Below are 18761 nucleotides of genomic sequence, written 5' to 3' on the forward strand. Positions count from 1 at the left end.
AAAGTGAGTCAACGGTTTTTAAAATGATTTCAATCGTTCGCCGCAAATTTAAACAGGATGCGATATTTCTCGCCGACCACGATGATTCTTTACTCATAAGCAGGCGCGATGAGTCGCGAGGGTAACGAAATCGGCCAGGGCGATAGCGCGTCAGCGTTGAGGAATTAGCATGGAGTGGTAGAATGTCGTCCACTTTTTAAATTCCGAGCAATCGTCGGCACCCTGCCGACCCGCGTTGCGTAATAAGGCAGTGAACCCAATGAAAATCAAAACCCGTTTTGCCCCAAGCCCGACCGGCTATCTTCACGTTGGTGGTGCCCGTACTGCGCTTTATTCCTGGTTGTTCAGCCGCCATGCCGGTGGTGAATTTGTATTGCGTATCGAAGATACCGATCTCGAACGTTCAACCCAGGATGCTATCGACGCAATTATGGATGGCATGAACTGGTTGAATCTGGATTGGGATGAAGGCCCGTACTTCCAGACCAAGCGTTTCGATCGCTACAACGCGGTAATCGATGAGATGCTGCAGCAGGGCACCGCCTATAAATGTTATTGCTCTAAAGAACGTCTGGAAGCGCTGCGCGAAAAGCAAATGGAAAACGGCGAAAAGCCACGTTATGACGGGCGCTGCCGCGATAGCCAGTGCAGCCATACCGATGATGAACCTCATGTGGTGCGTTTCCGTAACCCGCAGGAAGGCTCGGTCATTTTCGACGATAAAATTCGTGGCCCGATCGAATTCAGCAACCAGGAACTCGACGATCTGATCATCCGCCGTACCGACGGTGCGCCAACCTATAACTTCTGTGTGGTGATCGATGACTGGGATATGGAAATCACCCATGTGATTCGAGGTGAGGACCATATCAACAACACGCCGCGCCAGATTAATATCCTGAAAGCCTTGGGCGCGCCAGTGCCGGAATATGCGCATGTGTCGATGATCCTGGGTGATGACGGCAAAAAACTGTCCAAACGCCATGGCGCAGTCGGTGTGATGCAGTACCGGGATGACGGCTATCTGCCACAGGCACTGCTCAACTATCTGGTGCGTCTGGGCTGGTCCCATGGCGATCAGGAAATCTTCTCTATTGATGAGATGAAAGAGTTCTTCACTCTGGATGCAATCAACAAGTCTGCCAGCGCCTTCAACACCGAAAAGCTGCAGTGGCTGAACCACCATTACATTAATCATATGCCAGCTGAAGAAGTGGCCGTGTATCTGGCATGGCATATTGAGCAGCAGGGGATTGAAACCCGTAACGGCCCGGAACTGAAAGATATCGTTAAACTGCTGGGTGAACGCTGCAAGACACTGAAAGAGATGGCGGAGTCCTGCCACTACTTCTATCAGGATTTCAGCGAGTTTGACGCAGACGCAGCGAAAAAACACCTGCGCCCGGTAGCACGCCAGCCATTGGAAGCCGTGCGTGCCAAACTGGCTGCAATCACCACCTGGACGCCTGAGAACGTGCACGATGCCATTCAGGGCACTGCGGATGAGCTGGGTGTAGGTATGGGCAAGGTGGGCATGCCGCTGCGCGTGGCGGTCACCGGGGCCGGCCAGTCGCCGGGTATGGACGTTACCGTGCATGCCATTGGCCAGGCGCGTTCTCTCAAACGTATCGATCAGGCCCTGGCTTACATCGCGGAGCGCGAAGCGCAGGCTTAAACGAATTAACCCGCCTTGCGAGAGATAAAGCCCGGTGGCGTAATTCACCGGGCTTTTTTTGTGGGGGATTTATTTTTACCCGGGAAGGCGATTTTTTAGCTTTAAACGTGCTGATTTGGCGGCTTTTTCAGCGCTTGATCGAGGAATTCAATTTAGCCGTTGACAGGATTTCGGGGGTTTCATATCATGCGCCCCGTTCACAGGATTTTGTGATTGTGGATTGGGGCTATAGCTCAGCTGGGAGAGCGCTTGCATGGCATGCAAGAGGTCGACGGTTCGATCCCGTCTAGCTCCACCAACCTTTTTCTCAGTAAAGGTTGGGGATACCGTAACGCCGGTTAAAGCGTACCACTTTTGTGGGGCTATAGCTCAGCTGGGAGAGCGCTTGCATGGCATGCAAGAGGTCGACGGTTCGATCCCGTCTAGCTCCACCACCATTCTGAAAAGCCGACCCTTGGGTCGGCTTTTTGCATTCTGCTGGTGCAAAATTCTGCTGGCGCAAAAAGTCTGCAAAGACACAAACTGTCAGCAACTTAAAACGAAATCGGCCATCCTCATTTTCGCAACAACGAGCAGCATCCTCCTCCCGCCTAAAACGCAAAACGCCCGATGAATATCACCGGGCGTTTTGGGATGTAGAGCAAATCGTTACCTTATCAGCCCAATACCAGACCGGCGATGGAAGCGGACAGGATACTGACCAGGGTAGAGCCGTAAACCAGTTTCAGGCCGAAGCGGGAAACCACGTTGCCCTGATGTTCGTTCAACCCTTTAATCGCACCGGCAACGATGCCGATAGAAGAGAAGTTGGCGAAGGAAACCAGGAACACGGACAGAATACCCAGGCTGCGTGGAGACAGCTCAGCAGAGATCTTCTGCAATTCCATCATGGCCACGAACTCGTTGGAAACCAGTTTGGTCGCCATTATGCTGCCGACCTGCAGCGCTTCGTGCTTAGGAATACCCATGATCCAGGCAAACGGATAGAAGAAGTAACCGAGGATTTCCTGGAAGCTCAGGCCAAAGATGGCACTGAACAGGCCGTTAAGCGCAGCGATCAGAGCGATAAAGCCGATCAGCATGGCAGCAACGATAATCGCCACCTTGAAGCCGGCCAGAATGTATTCACCCAGCATTTCAAAGAAGCTCTGGCCTTCATGCAGGTTGCCGAGATGCAGCTCTTCTTCTTTACTGGTGTCGTATGGGTTGACCAGCGAAAGTACAATAAAGGTGCTGAACATGTTCAGAACCAGCGCGGCCACCACAAACTTGGCATCCAACATGGTCATATATGCACCCACGATGGACATGGAAACTGTCGACATCGCGGTTGCTGCCATGGTGTACATGCGTTTTTCAGACATCTTGCCCAGGATATCTTTATAGGCAATGAAGTTCTCAGACTGGCCCAGGATCAGTGAACTGACGGCGTTGAAGGATTCCAGCTTGCCCATACCGTTCACTTTAGACAGCACGGTGCCGATGATGCGGATGATAAAGGGCAGTACTTTGATGTATTGCAGAATACCGATCAGCGCAGAGATGAAGACGATTGGGCACAGTACTTTCAGGAAGAAGAAGGCGAGGCCTTTATCACCCATCCCGCCAAACACAAAATCAGTCCCTTGCCCAGCAAACCCGAGCAGCTTGTCAAACAGCGCTGCGAACCCTTTTACAAAACCTAATCCTGCTTCTGAATGCAGGAAGAAATAGGCCAGTAATACTTCAATAACCAATAACTGAATAACATAGCGAATGCGGATACTTTTGCGGTCGCGGCATACCAGTAATGCCAGGATCGCTACCACCACTAACGCCAACGCAAAGTGCGCGATATGGGACATGTTTGCTCCAAATTTGAGGCAGGCTGAATTTCGGCTGTCATTTTATGTAACGCCAAGTTTAAAAACGAGACATTCATTGCAAATCTAGAAAATCATAGTGGGGATACTCTTAAACTTTGACGCCAAAACACCAAAGATCAAGATGTTAATAAATTTGCGCGTTCGTAGCATTATTGTGCTAATTTGATCATTAAGCGTATTACGCTCTGAATCTTACTAAATAGAGTAAGAGAAAATGCCAAGATTTCACGCGATCTGTTCGATAAAACCTTCGTCGCTGGCTATCACAGGGATAAGCATTATCATGTTTAAATGCACTTGATAATCATTATCATTTAGGTAAAGATGAAGGTGAGCTTAAAATTAGTAAGGGTTTCACGATATGCTGAACAGTCGCGCGGTTAACAACACTACCTCCAGCCGCCCGTCTAGAAAGATTAAACTTTCTCTGATGGGGCCCGCTTTTATTGCGGCCATCGGTTATATCGACCCTGGTAACTTTGCTACCAATATTCAATCCGGTGCCTCTTTCGGTTATACACTGCTCTGGGTGGTGGTATGGGCCAACGTCATGGCGATGTTGATCCAACTGCTTTCTGCCAAGCTCGGTATTGCCACCGGTAAAAACCTTGCTGAACATATCCGCGATCGCTTCCCGCGCCCTGCAGTCTGGGCTTATTGGGTGCAGGCAGAGATTATCGCCATGGCGACCGATCTGGCGGAGTTTATCGGTGCGGCGATCGGCTTCAAACTGCTGTTGGGCGTAACCTTGCTGGAAGGGGCGATCCTCACCGGTATCGCCACTTTCCTGATCCTGATGTTGCAAAAGCGTGGCCAGAAACCGTTGGAACTGGTGATTGGTGGCCTGCTACTGTTTGTCGCGGCGGCTTATATCGTCGAACTGGTATTTTCCCAGCCACAGCTGAGTGGTTTGCTTAAAGGTATGGCAGTCCCGGATTTGCCCAACGGTGATGCGGTCTTCCTGGCTGCGGGGGTGTTGGGGGCAACGATTATGCCGCACGTGATTTATCTGCACTCCTCTTTAACACAGACCGCAGGTAAAGACTCCAAGGCCGAGCGTTATGCCTCAACCAAACTGGACGTGGCGATCGCCATGACCATTGCCGGTTTTGTTAACCTGGCGATGATGGCAACCGCCGCTGCCGCCTTCCACTTTAACGGCCACAGCGGCATTGCCGATCTCGATCAAGCCTACCTGACGTTACAACCCTTGTTGGGTAATGGGGCGGCCACTATCTTTGGTTTGAGCCTGGTAGCCGCAGGCCTGTCGTCCACCGTGGTAGGGACGCTGGCTGGGCAGGTTGTCATGCAAGGGTTTGTCCGCTTTTATATTCCACTCTGGGTGCGCCGCGTGGTCACCATGCTGCCGTCATTTATCGTGATTATGCTGGGGATGGACGCAACACGTATTCTGGTGTTGAGCCAAGTGCTGCTGAGTTTTGGTATCGCCCTGGCGCTGGTCCCCTTGCTGGCATTTACCGGTAACCGTGAGCTGATGGGGGATATGGTCAACAGCCGCACCATTCAGAACGCCGGTAAGCTGATTGTGTTGGTGGTGGTGGGCCTGAATGGCTATTTGCTGATTAGCAGCGTTCTCTAATCTGCTCCATAAGAAAGGCCAGAGTTATGCTGGCCTTGCGCATTTAATCATCATGATCATGATGTTTGTGATGGTGTTTTCCCCTATGGTGCTTTTTATCGTGTTTGTAATAATACTTGTCGTATTTACGGTAGCGGCCATCATGGAAATAGTAATTCTTGCGCCAGAAATCGTTATCACGCCATCTGTAACCATCCCAGTAATAACCATGGCGGTTACGCTCTCCTAAATCACGCCCTTGGTGGTCATACCACCAGTCGCGATCGCGCCAGTCATAACCGTCCCAGTAATTGCCCCGATTATCCCGATCTCCTATCCGCAGAGAAACTCCCGGCATCAGATCAATGCTGAGGCTGTCGGCGTAGGCTGCTGGTGCCATTGGCATGATAAGCGTTGCCAGAATGGCGGCGACGAACAGAGGTTTAAACATGCAGGCTCCTTGGCCGAATACTGATTAAGAAGCGCGTTCATCAGTATTTAAACTGGCCGGATATATAAGGGTGTTTTTAACGCCAGGTTAAATCCACGGGTATTTGACGCCATGTTAGCGCTGCAGGAAGAGGCTGCCTTTCAGCGTAATTCCGAAAATTGACGGGATACCGGGCAATTGGGATTTATCTGCACCAGAGGGTGAAAAAACCGCCGGCCAGGCACCGGCGGGTTGTAAGCGATTACATCAAGATCTGTTCAATCATGGCGATTTCTTCAGCGCTGAAGGTTCGGTTGGCCAACATGCCCACCGCATCTTCAATCTGGCTGGTTTTGCTGGCGCCGATCAGCACCGAAGTGACACGATCGTTACGCAACACCCAGGCCAGCGCCATCTGTGAAAGTTTTTGCCCGCGTTGCTCAGCCAACGCGTTCAGGCGGCCAACCTTTTGCAATTTTTCTTCGGTGAGCTGTTCGGGGTTAAGGAATCGGCTGTTGCTTGCTGCCCGGGAATCTTGCGGTATCCCTTGCAGATAACGGTCCGTCAGCACGCCACCGGCCAGCGGTGAGAAAGCGATGGAACCCACGCCGTGCTCTTCTAAAGTGTCCAGCAGCTCCGGTTCCACCCAACGTTCAAACATTGAGTATTTTGGCTGGTGGATCACGCAGGGGGTACCGAGCTGTTGCAGGATAGTAAATGCCTGCCGGGCCAGAGCCGCAGGGTAGTTGGATAATCCGACGTACAGCGTTTTGCCTTGGCGTACCAGCAGATCCAGCGCTGCCATGGTCTCTTCCAGCGGTGTATCCGGATCTGGGCGGTGATGGTAGAAGATATCGACATAATCGAGATGCATACGCTGCAAGCTTTGGTTCAGGCTGGCGACCAGATACTTCTTCGATCCCCAATCGCCATAGGGACCAGGCCACATGGTATAGCCAGCTTTTGAGGAGATAATCAGCTCATCGCGATAAGGCTGCAGACCCTGCTGCAAGATACGGCCGAAATTCTCTTCGGCAGAACCTGGGGGTGGCCCGTAATTGTTAGCCAGATCAAAGTGGGTTATCCCCAGGTCAAAGGCGCGATGTACCAGGCTGCGCGCATTATCAAACAGCGTGCTGTCGCCAAAGTTGTGCCACATGCCAAGAGAAACCGCAGGCAGTTTCAACCCGCTGCGACCACAGCGGCGATATTCCATATTTTGGTAGCGGGTAGAGTCAGCTTGATAAACCATACAAATCCTTATCAACGGCAGGAAACGATATTCAGTGTATGCGTTTCCATTCGGCCTGTCAGAGTGCCCGATCACGCTAATCACGCCAGATTTATTAATACTACTTATGGGTTATCAAGCTTGCCTGATGCAGGTGCGCAGATGTAAAGCGAGGTTTCCAGTGCCTTTTTACTGATAAAGTTCGAAATTTGCACAACACCTCTAATACTTAACACTAATATTCCTACCTAATTGCAGGTGATAATCATGAGTAAAAGCTACACGGTGGCAGATTACCTCCTCGATCGTTTAGCCCAGATTGGTATCCGGCATTTCTTTGGCGTACCGGGGGATTACAACCTGCAGTTTCTTGATCATGTCATCGATCATCAGCAAATCACCTGGGTGGGCTGTGCCAACGAATTAAATGCCGCCTATGCCGCCGATGGTTATGCACGTTGTAAACCGGCGGCGGCATTACTGACGACTTTTGGCGTCGGTGAACTGAGTGCGGTAAACGGTATCGCCGGAAGCTATGCCGAATATCTGCCGGTTATCCATATTGTCGGGGCTCCGGCCCTTCGCGCCCAGCGTGCCGGGGATTTACTGCACCATTCTCTGGGGGATGGGGACTTCGGCCATTTCGCCCGCATGGCGAAAGAGGTCACGGTTGCCCAGGCTAGCCTCACCGCCAGTAATGCCGAAGCGGAAATTGATCGTCTGTTGACGACCGCACTGTTTGAACGCCGGCCGGTGTACCTGCTGCTGCCGAGTGACGTAGCAGAAGCTCCTTTGGCTTCGCGCCCGGCTCCGCTGATACTGCGCCAACCCAATCTCTCGGACGTATCTTTGCAGGCTTTTGTGGCCGCAGCGCGGAAAAACTGCAGGCCGCTCACCGCGTATCCTTGTTAGCGGATTTTCTTGCCGAGCGCTTTGGTGCAGAAACCGTACTGGAACAGTGGATGAATGAGGTGAATATTCCCCACTCAACGTTGCTGCTCGGTAAAAGCGTACTGGATGAAAGCCATGCCTGTTTCACCGGTACCTATGCCGCTGCCGCCAGCGATCCGCAGGTAAAACAGCTGATTGAAGGCGCGGATGTGGTGATTAACGTCGGTGTGCGTTTTACCGATACCATCACCGCCGGGTTTAGCCATAATTTACCTGTCGATAAATGTATCGATATCCAGCCGTTCGAAGCCAGGGTTGGCCAGCAGGTATTCAGCCAGATCCCGATGCGTGACGCCGTCAAGGCTCTGCATCAACTGACATTATCACTCGCCAGGTTTTGGCAATTGCCGGCCATTCAACGGCCTTCGCTGCCAGATTCGAGCAGCGGCGGTCTGGATCAGCATGCTTTCTGGCAGCAGATACAAAACTTCCTACAGCCGGGGGATATCCTGATTGCCGAACAAGGCACCTCATGCTTTGGTGCCGCGGCATTGCAGCTGCCTCGGGGATGCCGGTTTATCGTGCAGTCGCTCTGGGGGTCGATCGGCTATACCTTGCCAGCGGCGTTTGGCGCGCAGACTGCCGAGCCCGATCGCCGGGTAGTCTTGCTGATTGGCGATGGGGCCGCGCAGTTGACCGCTCAGGAGCTGGGCACCATGCTGCGCGATGGGCAAAAACCGGTGGTTTTCCTACTCAATAATGACGGCTATACCGTGGAGAGGGCGATCCACGGGCCAGCGCAGCGCTATAACGACATCGCACAATGGAACTGGACGTTGCTGCCGCAGGCCTTGGCCATTGACCAACAGGTAAAATGCCTGCATGTGAGCGATCCTGAACAATTACGCCAGGCGCTTGAGGGGTGTGGCAATAATCAGCAACTGGTATTTATCGAAGTGATATTACCGAAGATGGATATCCCTGAACTGCTGGATACCATCTCCCGGGCGATTCAGTCGCGCAATGCAGCGGCTTGAACGGCCGCGTTTTCCAATAAACGATCCAACAGCCAAAACCCCGCTGGCCCCGGCGGGGTAAGTTTGGACCATACGGCATCGACCGAAATCAGTTTGGGCCAGCCGCACATTTTCAGCTCAGTCAACCGTTCCTGCCCGTACTGATTGACCAGCCAGCGAGGCAATACCGCCCAGCCAGCCCCTTGTTCTGCCATTTCCAATAGCATCAGATAGCTGGGTGCCGACCAGACTCGCCCTTGGGGTTTGGCGGAATTATTGCTGGTATAGGTATTGAGGTAGAGCTGGCGGCTGCTGGCAAGATGTGCCTGAGTGAGTTGCGGGATCTGCGTCAACGCATGATCATGGGCGACAAACAGCGCCATTTCGGTTTGTTCTGGCAGCCGGGCAACCGCGATATCGGGCGGATAGCCAGGCTGTACCGCCAGCATCCCCAGATGCGCACGGCCAGTTTGCAGCAAATCCAGCACATCGCCATCCTCAGCGATCATGCATTCCAGCTCAATGTCCTGATAGCGCCGCTCGAAATGTTTCAGCAGGTTGTCGTGATGATTGGGCTGGTAAGTATCAGAAAATACGATGGTCAGCCGGGGCTCGATATTATCCCCTAATCGTATACTCAGCGCGTCAAGGCGCTCGCTGGCGGCAAGTATTTCCTGTACATGGCCGAGCACCTTGCGGCCTGCCACGGTCAGAATCGGCTGGCGTGCCTGCCGGTCAAACAAGGTCAACCCCAGATCGGCTTCCAGATTGGCAATGGCAGTGCTGACGGTGGATTGGCTTTTGCGTAACTTGCGGGCCGCAGCAGAAAATGAACCTAATGCCGCAGCCTCAACAAAGGCCAGTAAAGCTTCTGGTGAATAGCGCATGATGTATCTACTTTATCGATGGAACCTATTTTTAATTTACGCAAAAAAGCGATGATAATCACCTGACATTTTCAAAAACAGTCAGAAACAGGTGAAGTTATGCAGTTGCAAAACAAGTCTTTCGTTGAGCGTATCGTCCACGCCGTGGGGTTCGAAGCTATTGCGGTGATGATTTGTGCCCCTTTGGGAGCCTGGTTGCTTAACCGTTCCATGGCACAGGTTGGGGCGCTGGCGATTATGCTGTCCACCGTCGCGATGGTGTGGAACATTATTTATAACTCGATTTTTGACCGGTTTTGGCCGGTCAGGCGCGTGGTGCGTAACCTTAAGGTTCGTATTTGCCATGCATTCGGTTTTGAGGCCGGGTTTGTGCTGATCGGCCTGCCGTTGGCCGCTTTTATGCTAAATATCTCTTTGTGGCAGGCGTTCATGCTGGAAATCGGTTTCTTCTTGTTCTTCCTGCCTTATACCATGCTCTATAACTGGGTGTACGACACCCTGCGCCAACGTTGGTTTGAACCGCGTCAGGCCAGCAATTCGCGCGTGCAATAATTGCGTCGTCAGGCGGGGTATTCTCAGGTAATGTTTGGTTCACCGGGTAAGCAATGTCGAGGAGAAACGGATGAAAGTGCTGGGCCTACTGGGCGGTATGAGCTGGGAATCAACCATTCCTTATTATCGAATGATCAACGAGCAGGTGAAAGACCGGCTTGGGGGCTGCACTCGGCCAGGATCGTGCTCTACAGCGTGGATTTCCATGAGGTTGAACGCCTGCAATTTCAGGGGGATTGGGACGGCGCCGGTCGTCTGCTGGCGGGAGCTGCCGCCTCATTGCGTGCCGCTGGCGCCGAGGCGATAGTTATTTGCACCAACACCATGCACAAGGTGGCGGACGCGGTAGAACTGGCGAGTGGGTTGCCATTGATCCACATTGCCGATGCCACCGCGTTGCAGGTGCGCCAGCAAGATATCCGCCGTGTCGGTCTGTTGGGGACGCGTTTTACCATGGAGCAGGATTTCTACCGTGGGCGTCTGCAGGAAAAATTTGGCATCGAAGTGGTCACTCCGGTAGCCGCCGATCGCGATATCGTGCATCGCATCATTTATGAAGAGCTTTGCCTAGGCAAGATCCGTGATGCCTCGCGTGATGAGTATCGGCGGATTATCAGTAACCTGGAGCAGCAAGGGGCACAGGGAATTATCTTTGGCTGTACCGAGATTGGTCTGCTGGTTGGCGCACAGGATGCCTCGGTGCCGGTTTTCGACACCACAGCAATTCATGCACGCGCCGCTGCCGAGTACGCACTGGCCTAATCTCTATGTGGAGGCTGGTATTTTATAACCAGCATTAACGGTTTGCCCGCCAGGACCAGCCAGGCGGGCAACATCACGATACACAGCACCGGCAACAGATACAGGTCTGGCACTACCGCTGCGGCCATAAACAGGCTCAGCCAGCCGTCGCGAGTCACTACTAACACCAACCCCATAATGGCGCAGGAAACGGTGATTGCCACAGGGACCGCTGGCACATGTTGATGCAACATCAGCCCAAGCGCCACCCCGATAAATACCGCAGGGAAAATACGTCCGCCACGGAACCCGCAAGCCGCCGCCACCACCAGTGCGGCCAGTTTGGTCAAGGTGATCACCAACAATTGGCCGGTCGTAAAGCTGCCGGTAACCGCTAACAGTTTCATCTCTTCCAGGCCTTTGAACAGGGTAATATCACCGCCTGTCACGCCAAGGATCCCCAGCACCAGACCACCTGATCCGAGCGTCACCACCGGGTTTTTCAATGAATGGAACAGACGGTGGACATGCGGGAAACACCAGACCGCCACCATGCCGAGGGCAATGGCGATCAGGGCGACCACCGAGCCGCTGAAGATATCGCGCAGCCGGGTTACCTCATAAGCATCGAGTTGCAGGGTAAAGTCAGGGGTAAAGAACATCTGGGTGGTAACGGCACCGGCAGCGGCGGCCATCAGCGGGGTGAACAACCGATCCCACAACGGTACTTCGTTATTGCCCCCAGCACCAGCGAGAAAATCAGCGCGGCGGCGACGGGCGTACCAAACATCGCGCCAATTGCGCTGGTGGCTCAGCGTTTTTGCCCGGCGTTTTTTGCGCCAATCTGTAACGGCCGGTATGAATCGGTAGAAAGTGTATGAGTTGAAACATTTAGTGTGATCGGGATCGCTATTGAGCAGTGGGCAGCAGAATGGCGATTGTTGTTTTAGCGGCGTGATTTTACAGTGTAAGTAATTTCGCATTATTCATTTTATGGAGAAAACACCAATGACCTATGCCCTCGTAGGTGATGTTGGCGGCACCAATGCCCGCCTGGCGCTGTGCACTGTCGAGACGGGTGATATCACCCAGGCCAAAACCTATTCCGGCCTGGAGTTTGATAGCCTGGAGGCGGTCATCCGCCAATACCTGGCCGAGCAACAGTTGGCGGTTGAGGATGCCTGTATCGCCATCGCCTGCCCGGTAACCGGCGATTGGGTTGCCATGACCAACCACACCTGGGCTTTCTCCATCAAAGCGATGCAAAACAGCCTGGGTCTGAAGCATTTGGAAGTGATTAACGATTTCACTGCGGTTTCGATGGCTATCCCAATGCTGTCAGAAGCCGATGTTCTGCAGTTTGGTGGCGGTAAAGCGCATAAAGATAAACCGATCGCCGTTTATGGTGCTGGCACCGGTCTGGGGGTGTCCCATCTGGTGCATGTCAATCGCCGTTGGGTGAGCCTGCCGGGAGAAGGCGGGCACGTGGATTTTGCACCGAACAGTGAGGAGGAGGACGTTATTCTGGAGGTGTTACGTGCCGAAGTAGGGCATGTTTCTGCTGAGAGAGTGCTGTCTGGCCCTGGGTTGGTGAATCTGTATCGCGCTATCGTCAAGGCCGATCACCGGCTACCGGAAAAGCTGCAACCCAAAGATATTACCGAGCGGGCGCTGGCGGATAGCTGCACCGATTGCCGCCGTGCACTTTCACTGTTCTGCGTAATTATGGGGCGTTTTGGCGGTAATCTGGCGTTGAATCTGGGGACGTTTGGCGGTGTCTATATTGCCGGGGGTATCGTCCCACGCTTTATGGAGTTCTTTAAAGCTTCCGGGTTCCGCACGGCGTTTGAAGATAAAGGTCGGTTTAAAGACTACGTTCGCGAAATCCCGGTGTTTATGATCACCCATTCTCAACCTGGGTTGTTGGGGGCTGGTGCTCACTTGCGCCAGACGCTGGGGATGCATCTGTAGGTTTTTTGTCACGACTATTCTGCACCCACTCCTTTTAGGCGTGGGCCGGGGTGAGGGTTTTCGCTATGGCGAAACTCGCTCACCCCGCACGGCTACTCCCTTTGCCAAACTATCAGCCGTTGGCTTTTGCCAGCATCGGTTGTGCCTGGGCCTCTTCTTCCATCTCCACCGGTTTCGGTGCCTTGATAAACAAAGTGATCAGCAGTGAAATCACCGATAGCACACCCATCACCATAAAGGTCGCGTGGAAGCCACCAAAATGGTTGGCAATGAACGATCCTGCCAGAGCGCCTAAACCGAAGCCCTGATAAATAATGCCGTAGTTTTTGCTGTGGTTTCTCAGGCCGAAGAAGTCACCGACAATCGCCGGGAAGACGGTAATGTTGCCGCCGAAGCAGAAGGCGACCGCGCCGACACAGATAAAGAACAGCGTATGGCTCAGCGTCAGGAAGCTCAGTGCCGCTATCGCCAGAATGGTTACCAGCATGGTGAAGCTGATAACGCGCATACGCCCCACTTTATCTGACAACGTACCCAGAATGATGCGGCCAGCGGTATTGAAGATGGCGACGGCGGAAACGGTATTGGCTGCCGTCGCCAGATCCATCCCGGCCAGTTGCACGCCCATGTCTTTGACGATGCCAATCAGATACAGGCCGCTCATGCAGGCCGCGAAGAAAATCACGAACAGCAGGTAGGCTTCTTTGCTGGCCAGCATCTGGCGCACGGTGAAGTCGTTGCCAAGCATACCGGAGAGGGTCTGTGGGTTAACCGGCTCCGGTTCTTTCAGCAATATCGAGCCCAGCACTATCAATGCCATAACGATCACGCCCCAGTAGAAGAAGGCGGCGGAGACGCCAGCGTTTGCGATCAGCGCGGCATTGACGTATTTGAACAACAGGCTGCCGCTGCCGAAAGCCCCGACGGAGATACCGGAAATCAGTCCTTTATGGTTTGGAAACCATTTGATCAGGTTGGAGAGGGTAGAGATATAGGCAATACCGACGGCAAAACCCACCACGACACCTGCCAGCAGATAAATCATATCCAGCGATTTGACGTGAGCGCTGGCAATCAACCCCAGGCCGACCAGCACGCCAGAAACCAGCGTCAGGTTGCGGATACCAAAACGCTCCTGCAATTTGCCGGCGAACAGCGTAGCGAAGGCCAGGAAGAAGCTGGTGATTGAGAAAGTGGTGGCAACATCGCCAAGACCCCAATGGAACTTGTCGACCAGAGGCTGGTTAAACAGGCTCCAGGTATAGATAGTGCCAAGGCCCATCTGGCAGATGATGGTGCCGAGAACAATCAAGCTGCGATTCGCCGGTTTGCAATTCATGGCCGGTCTCCTTCCTGTAAATAAGTGCCTGGTGGCAAAAATAGGCAAGGTGCCAAAACCCTGCGGTATGGGCTTATTATAAAGCTGGCGGTAGCGGCCAGCGGCGGATTGGGAATGAGCTGCCGCTGTGAGGGAATGAAATGCCTCCCAGGCTGCATGAGTTGCCGAATAAGTGCGGAATGGCCTGGTCAATAGGGGGCGCTGATGTGATCTACATCAAATATATCAACGATTTATTGCGCATTGACGGGTTATAAATGTGTAGGGATTGTGAAGGATACGTCTGAAAAATGTAATTGGGCTTTCGTCCTATAGAGTGCGAACTGACGTGGAACTACTGTTATCTATGAACAGACCGGTTCCGCTCTGTGGGAGTTTAACCAATGAAAAAATTACTGTTGATGTGGGTCGCGCTGTTGCCACTGTCACTGCCGCTGGTGGGCCATGCTGATGTGTCGATCGGTGTGGATATGCCCGGTTTGTCACTGCATCTGGGCGATCGTGACGATCGTGGTCATTACTGGGATGGTTACCGCTGGCGTGAGCCACGCTGGTGGCATGAACATTACCGCCCGCGTGAATATCATTATGGGCCACCACGAAGAGTGGAGTATTACGGGCCACCGCCACGCGAATGGCGTGGGCGGCCACATTATGATCGTATGCCGCCGCCACCACCAGGGTATTATCATCGTGGCCCACCGGGCCCACGTTGGTAATTACAGGCGCATCAACTGGCGAAACGCTTTGACCTTGCTGCGGCTGACCGGGACTTCAAAATCCAGATCGCTCAGCCGCAGGATATAGGTATTGTTGAACCAGGGAACGATTTCACGGATTTTAGCCAGGTTCACGCAGTATGAGCGGTGGCAGCGGAAGAAAAACTCTTCCGGCAGCCGCTGGTAAAATTCAGTGATATTCATCGGCATCACAAACTCTTCACGGCGGGTATAAACCCGTGTCACCTTCTCGTCGGCGGCGGCATAGTAAATATCGTTAATGTCCGTCACGATGATACGCTCATCTTTGATCAAATTAATGCTGTGGCTGCTGCGGTTTAGCGCGGGGGTTGGCCCTGGCGGACTAGCTGGCCGGTTATGCAGCGCCTCCAGTTTCTGCAGCATGGTGACGATGCGTGCCTCATGATAGGGCTTGAGAATATAGTCAAACGCTTCTATTTCAAACGCCTCCACCGCATGCTCTTTATAGGCGGTAATAAAGACGATCGACGGGCGGTGGGCAAATTTGCTGATGTTCTGCGCCAGTAACACGCCGTCCAGCGAAGGGATGTTGATATCGAGAAAAATGGCATCTACCTGATGATGTTGCAGGTATTTTAACACGTCCAGCCCATCTTCAAAGGTCGCCTCGATGCTGATCTGGCTGTGTTTGTTGATCAGATACGCCAGCTCTTGCTGGGCGAGAAACTCATCTTCGACAATGATGGCTTTCATGGCTGCTCCCCGGCAGGCTGAGAGTTATTTTTCGTAGGCAGTTTGCCGTCATTCTTGGTGACGTAAAAGGCAATCTCTGTCCCTGGCTCCAGCCGACGGATGCGTAACCCTTCGCCATACAGCAGTGAAACCCGGTGATGCACGTTGAGCAGGCCAATATTGTGACCCGGCATTTCATTGCGTGCCACGCGCTCGATCACCGTCGGATCGATACCATTACCGGTATCTTTAACCGAAATATCGACCCGATCGCCACGATCTTTCACTGCAATGACCACCACGCCTTTACCTTTGCAGGGCAGAATGCCGTGCACGATAGCGTTCTCCACCAACGGCTGGATCAACAGGCTGGGGATACGCACCGAGATATCGTCGTCGATGTCGTAAATTACCGTCAGTTTGTTGCCAAAACGCGCCTGTTCGATGGCGATATAATCCTGGATCTGATGCAACTCTTTACGGATATCGATCAACTCATCGTTCAGCTCCAGGTTATAACGCAGATAACGCGACAGATTGATAATCAACTGGCGGGCGGTGTCCTGATTGAGCCGAATTGAAGAGGAGATGGCGTTCAAGGCATTGAACAGAAAGTGCGGGTTGATTTTGCTTTGCAAGGCACGCATTTCGGCTTTATCTGCCATTTGGCGCAAGTGCTCAATACGTGAGACCTCCATCTGGGTGGAGATAATCTGCGACAGGCCAACCGCCATCACTTTCAGCGTATTGGTGATCTGGTGAGCGTGGCAGTAATAGATTTTCAGCGCGCCGGTGATTTCACCCTTTTCCCATAACGGGATCACCAACTGGGAGTGGATCTGTGGCGCGGTCTGATTCTCGAGGTTGTTTTTGATAATGATTTTGCCGTGTTGGAGGCTTTCCCGTGTGACGCTGCTCAGCCCTTCGCGCCCCAGCGGATAATGTTCTGCCCCCACGCCAACATAGGCCAATACATGATGAGTATCGGTAATGGCTACCGCATCGGCATTGATATCGTGGCGGATAATTTCACAAATGGTGGTCAGTGATTCGCTGTTGATGTTGCGAAAATAGGGCAGCGTTTTACGGGCGATGTCCAGAGCCAGCTTGGCCTGGCGTGCCGCGATCACTTCCTTTTCATCTTCGACGCTTTGCACCAGCAACACGATCAGGCCGATACACACCGTGCCGAGGATCATCGGCAGGGCGATTTTCGAAACGATATCCAGGCCTAGAGCGGTGGGCCTGGCCCAAAACACGATCAGCATCATGGTCAGCGATTCACACAGCATCCCGCCCAGGATCCCGGCGCGCCAGCGCTGCGCTTTCTTTACCTTCAGATTGATATAACCGGCTCCGATCCCGGCGATGATGCTGGTGATCAGGCAAGGAACCGAGGTGATGCCATCAATATCGATCAGATAGCGGTGCAGCCCGGCGATGATGCCGGTAATGATGCCAACCCAGGGGCCAAACAGGATCCCACCCGCCATAATGGCGATCACGCGCACGTTTACCAACGAGCCTTCGACGTTAATGCCGGAATAGGTGCTGAATAGCGCGAACAGGGAGAAGATTGCCGTCACAGCCGCCAGCTCCAGCGGGGTGTGATCCTCTTTTGCAACAACTGGCGGAACAACCGGGTGCGGGTGAGGAAAAACAGACAAATCAACATCAGTGCGGCACGATCGAATACCGCTAACAACATTTCAAAAACAGGATGCACAACGGCTACTCACTGCGGCAGACAGGAGAGGGCAGTATATCACAGCGGTTAAAGGATCCGCGGTGGCTGGGGCACACCGCGGAAGTTTGGCACTATTTGATACCTAGCTGGGCTTTACCCAGCGGAGTCAGTAATTCGACGGTGGCGCGGCCTTTGAAATCCACTTCGAAATCATCTGCTGCGAAATCTGGCGGCGTTTTGCCCGAAAGGAAACTTGGCAACTGCCGCTGCAAATAGGCATCGTTCTTGTCGCAGCTCGGTGCGGCAGCGATATACATCACGTTGCTGTCAAACTCGCCGTTATGCTCGTTTTCTACCGAGTGGATCACATCACAATGCCAAAATACCGTATCTCCCGGCTCCAGATCGGGAATAGGGGATAACCCAGCAAGTAAAAGGGGATGCCATTTCTCTGAGATCGATAAGGCTCGGCCCGGGGCCGCATCGCATAAATCGTCATCGGCGACATCGTCTTGCAGCGCACGCAGCAATATATAGGCCATCGCGTTGGCGATCGGCACCACATTCAACGTACCTGCATGGGTGCGCTGTGGCGTCAGCGCTGTCCAACCCTGGAAAGTACGGAACATGGAGCACACCGCGGGCGAGGCGATTTCTCGCACTTCGGTGCGGCCATCGGCGGCAAAGGGATCGTATTGCTGCCAATTGCCGGAGAAAACGTGCCGATAAACGTAACGGAAGTTCTCATCCAGCCAGCGTTCGATGGTGCCGCTATCCACATGGGGGGACAGACCGAGCGAAGAGGAGTTTGGCGGGCGGCGGCGGGTGCGGTCGGCATAGGTGGCAACGCGCGTCGGGTCAAAGTGCTGCTTGCCGTTGCTCTCGGTTTCCCATAGGCCGTTGAGAAAAACCTGTACCGCATGCATCCGCCGATCCTGACGGGCCTCCACCTGCGGTTTCGACCAGTAGATCCCATATATCTGTGGTTTGCTGGCTGCCAGTTTGCCAAAGTAATCATCTTTAGCGGCATTTTTCAGCCGCTCGACGAAGTTATTACGATCCAGATAGTTGCCGATCTCCTGGTTCCAGGCTTCGGCCTGGGTACGTGGGAAGACACCGCGGATGGCGCAGGTTCCACGTTGTTTGATCAGGGATTTCTGTTGCTCGCTGACGCGGTTATGCAGAATGTCATCGGCATCCACTTGCGGTACCGGATCCTGGCCGTTGGCCAGCTCCAGGCGGATTTGCTCAACCTGCTGGCGAATGTTGTCTTCCAGTGCCAGGAACACTTCACGGTAGTTGGGCAGCGCTTGGCGCAGTTGTTGTTTGACGGTTTTGATTGCGGCAGGAACATTATCAATAAGTAAGGAAGCCATGGTGTTCTCCTTGGGCCGCCGTTGGGCGAGGATAGTCAGTGGTTAGGTACAGAAATAAGGTTGCTGTTTTGTTGTAATGACGTTAATG

At 53.3% G+C, this 18761-nt stretch carries 12 protein-coding genes, 2 tRNA genes and 4 pseudogenes; 9 read left to right on the top strand and 9 right to left on the bottom strand.

Features of this window, described 5'->3' with window-relative positions; translation table 11 throughout:
• The first annotated feature begins 259 nt into the window (after positions 1–259).
• From gltX to ACQ86O_RS13070, 3 genes are all read left to right on the top strand, one after another.
• The gene (gene gltX / locus ACQ86O_RS13060) at positions 260–1675 is read left to right on the top strand and encodes a glutamate--tRNA ligase (protein ID WP_431225546.1); all 1416 of its coding nucleotides are present in this window, start codon (positions 260–262) and stop codon (positions 1673–1675) included.
• Between the two features lie 222 nt (positions 1676–1897).
• Positions 1898–1973: transfer RNA gene (locus ACQ86O_RS13065), tRNA-Ala, on the top strand.
• Between the two features lie 60 nt (positions 1974–2033).
• Positions 2034–2109, top strand: a tRNA-Ala gene (locus ACQ86O_RS13070).
• Positions 2110–2331: 222 nt separating this feature from the next.
• Here ACQ86O_RS13070 and ACQ86O_RS13075 read toward each other — a convergent pair.
• Positions 2332–3519, bottom strand: coding sequence for a NupC/NupG family nucleoside CNT transporter (locus ACQ86O_RS13075; protein ID WP_431225547.1), 1188 nt, complete (start codon positions 3517–3519; stop codon positions 2332–2334).
• A 382-nt stretch (positions 3520–3901) separates the two neighbouring features.
• Here ACQ86O_RS13075 and ACQ86O_RS13080 point away from each other — a divergent pair, with 382 nt between their 5' ends.
• Positions 3902–5140 carry an Nramp family divalent metal transporter gene (locus ACQ86O_RS13080; RefSeq protein WP_431225548.1) on the top strand — a complete coding sequence of 413 codons (1239 nt, stop codon included), beginning with the start codon at positions 3902–3904 and terminating at the stop codon, positions 5138–5140.
• A gap of 43 nt (positions 5141–5183) precedes the next feature.
• On the opposite strand, the gene ACQ86O_RS13085 is transcribed toward ACQ86O_RS13080, so the two are convergent.
• Entirely contained in the window at positions 5184–5570 is a 387-nt protein-coding gene (locus ACQ86O_RS13085; RefSeq protein WP_431225549.1) for a DUF2502 domain-containing protein, read from the bottom strand.
• A 241-nt stretch (positions 5571–5811) separates the two neighbouring features.
• Entirely contained in the window at positions 5812–6801 is a 990-nt protein-coding gene (gene mgrA, locus ACQ86O_RS13090; protein WP_431225550.1) for an L-glyceraldehyde 3-phosphate reductase, read from the bottom strand.
• Between the two features lie 246 nt (positions 6802–7047).
• On the opposite strand from mgrA, the pseudogene ACQ86O_RS13095 reads away from it, so the two are divergent.
• A pseudogene (locus tag ACQ86O_RS13095) lies at positions 7048–8708 on the top strand (alpha-keto acid decarboxylase family protein).
• On the opposite strand, the gene ACQ86O_RS13100 reads toward ACQ86O_RS13095, so the two are convergent.
• Entirely contained in the window at positions 8684–9574 is an 891-nt protein-coding gene (locus ACQ86O_RS13100; protein WP_431225551.1) for a LysR family transcriptional regulator, read from the bottom strand. The pseudogene ACQ86O_RS13095 and the gene ACQ86O_RS13100 sit on opposite strands and share 25 nt — an antisense overlap.
• A gap of 99 nt (positions 9575–9673) precedes the next feature.
• On the opposite strand from ACQ86O_RS13100, the gene ACQ86O_RS13105 reads away from it, so the two are divergent.
• Both ACQ86O_RS13105 and ACQ86O_RS13110 read left to right on the top strand, forming a co-directional pair.
• On the top strand, positions 9674–10126 hold the full coding sequence (locus ACQ86O_RS13105; protein ID WP_431225552.1) for a multidrug/biocide efflux PACE transporter: 453 nt from the start codon (positions 9674–9676) through the stop codon (positions 10124–10126).
• A gap of 70 nt (positions 10127–10196) precedes the next feature.
• Positions 10197–10888, top strand: a pseudogene (locus tag ACQ86O_RS13110) (aspartate/glutamate racemase family protein).
• Here ACQ86O_RS13110 and ACQ86O_RS13115 read toward each other — a convergent pair.
• Positions 10885–11678, bottom strand: a pseudogene (locus ACQ86O_RS13115) (ion channel protein); the annotation flags it as partial. The pseudogenes ACQ86O_RS13110 and ACQ86O_RS13115 overlap by 4 nt on opposite strands.
• A gap of 197 nt (positions 11679–11875) precedes the next feature.
• On the opposite strand from ACQ86O_RS13115, the gene glk reads away from it, so the two are divergent.
• The gene (gene glk, locus ACQ86O_RS13120) at positions 11876–12838 is read left to right on the top strand and encodes a glucokinase (RefSeq protein WP_431225553.1); all 963 of its coding nucleotides are present in this window, start codon (positions 11876–11878) and stop codon (positions 12836–12838) included.
• Between the two features lie 112 nt (positions 12839–12950).
• Here glk and ACQ86O_RS13125 read toward each other — a convergent pair whose 3' ends face one another.
• Positions 12951–14177 carry an L-lactate MFS transporter gene (locus ACQ86O_RS13125; RefSeq protein ID WP_431225554.1) on the bottom strand — a complete coding sequence of 409 codons (1227 nt, stop codon included), beginning with the start codon at positions 14175–14177 and terminating at the stop codon, positions 12951–12953.
• A gap of 383 nt (positions 14178–14560) precedes the next feature.
• Here ACQ86O_RS13125 and ACQ86O_RS13130 point away from each other — a divergent pair, with 383 nt between their 5' ends.
• Positions 14561–14896 carry a DUF2502 domain-containing protein gene (locus ACQ86O_RS13130; protein WP_431225555.1) on the top strand — a complete coding sequence of 112 codons (336 nt, stop codon included), beginning with the start codon at positions 14561–14563 and terminating at the stop codon, positions 14894–14896.
• On the opposite strand, the gene ACQ86O_RS13135 is transcribed toward ACQ86O_RS13130, so the two are convergent.
• The 3 genes and pseudogenes from ACQ86O_RS13135 to ACQ86O_RS13145 all read right to left on the bottom strand — a co-directional run bounded on the left by ACQ86O_RS13135 (position 14897) and on the right by ACQ86O_RS13145 (position 18673).
• Positions 14897–15631, bottom strand: coding sequence for a LytR/AlgR family response regulator transcription factor (locus tag ACQ86O_RS13135; RefSeq protein ID WP_431225556.1), 735 nt, complete (start codon positions 15629–15631; stop codon positions 14897–14899).
• Positions 15628–17336 (bottom strand): annotated as a pseudogene (locus ACQ86O_RS13140) (LytS/YhcK type 5TM receptor domain-containing protein). The gene ACQ86O_RS13135 and the pseudogene ACQ86O_RS13140 overlap by 4 nt, the downstream one beginning before the upstream one ends.
• A gap of 92 nt (positions 17337–17428) precedes the next feature.
• Entirely contained in the window at positions 17429–18673 is a 1245-nt protein-coding gene (locus ACQ86O_RS13145; RefSeq protein ID WP_431225557.1) for a DUF1479 domain-containing protein, read from the bottom strand.
• Positions 18674–18761: the final 88 nt, after the last annotated feature.

Source organism: Serratia sp. L9, assembly GCF_050632285.1.
In the GTDB taxonomy this organism is placed as follows: domain Bacteria; phylum Pseudomonadota; class Gammaproteobacteria; order Enterobacterales; family Enterobacteriaceae; genus Chania.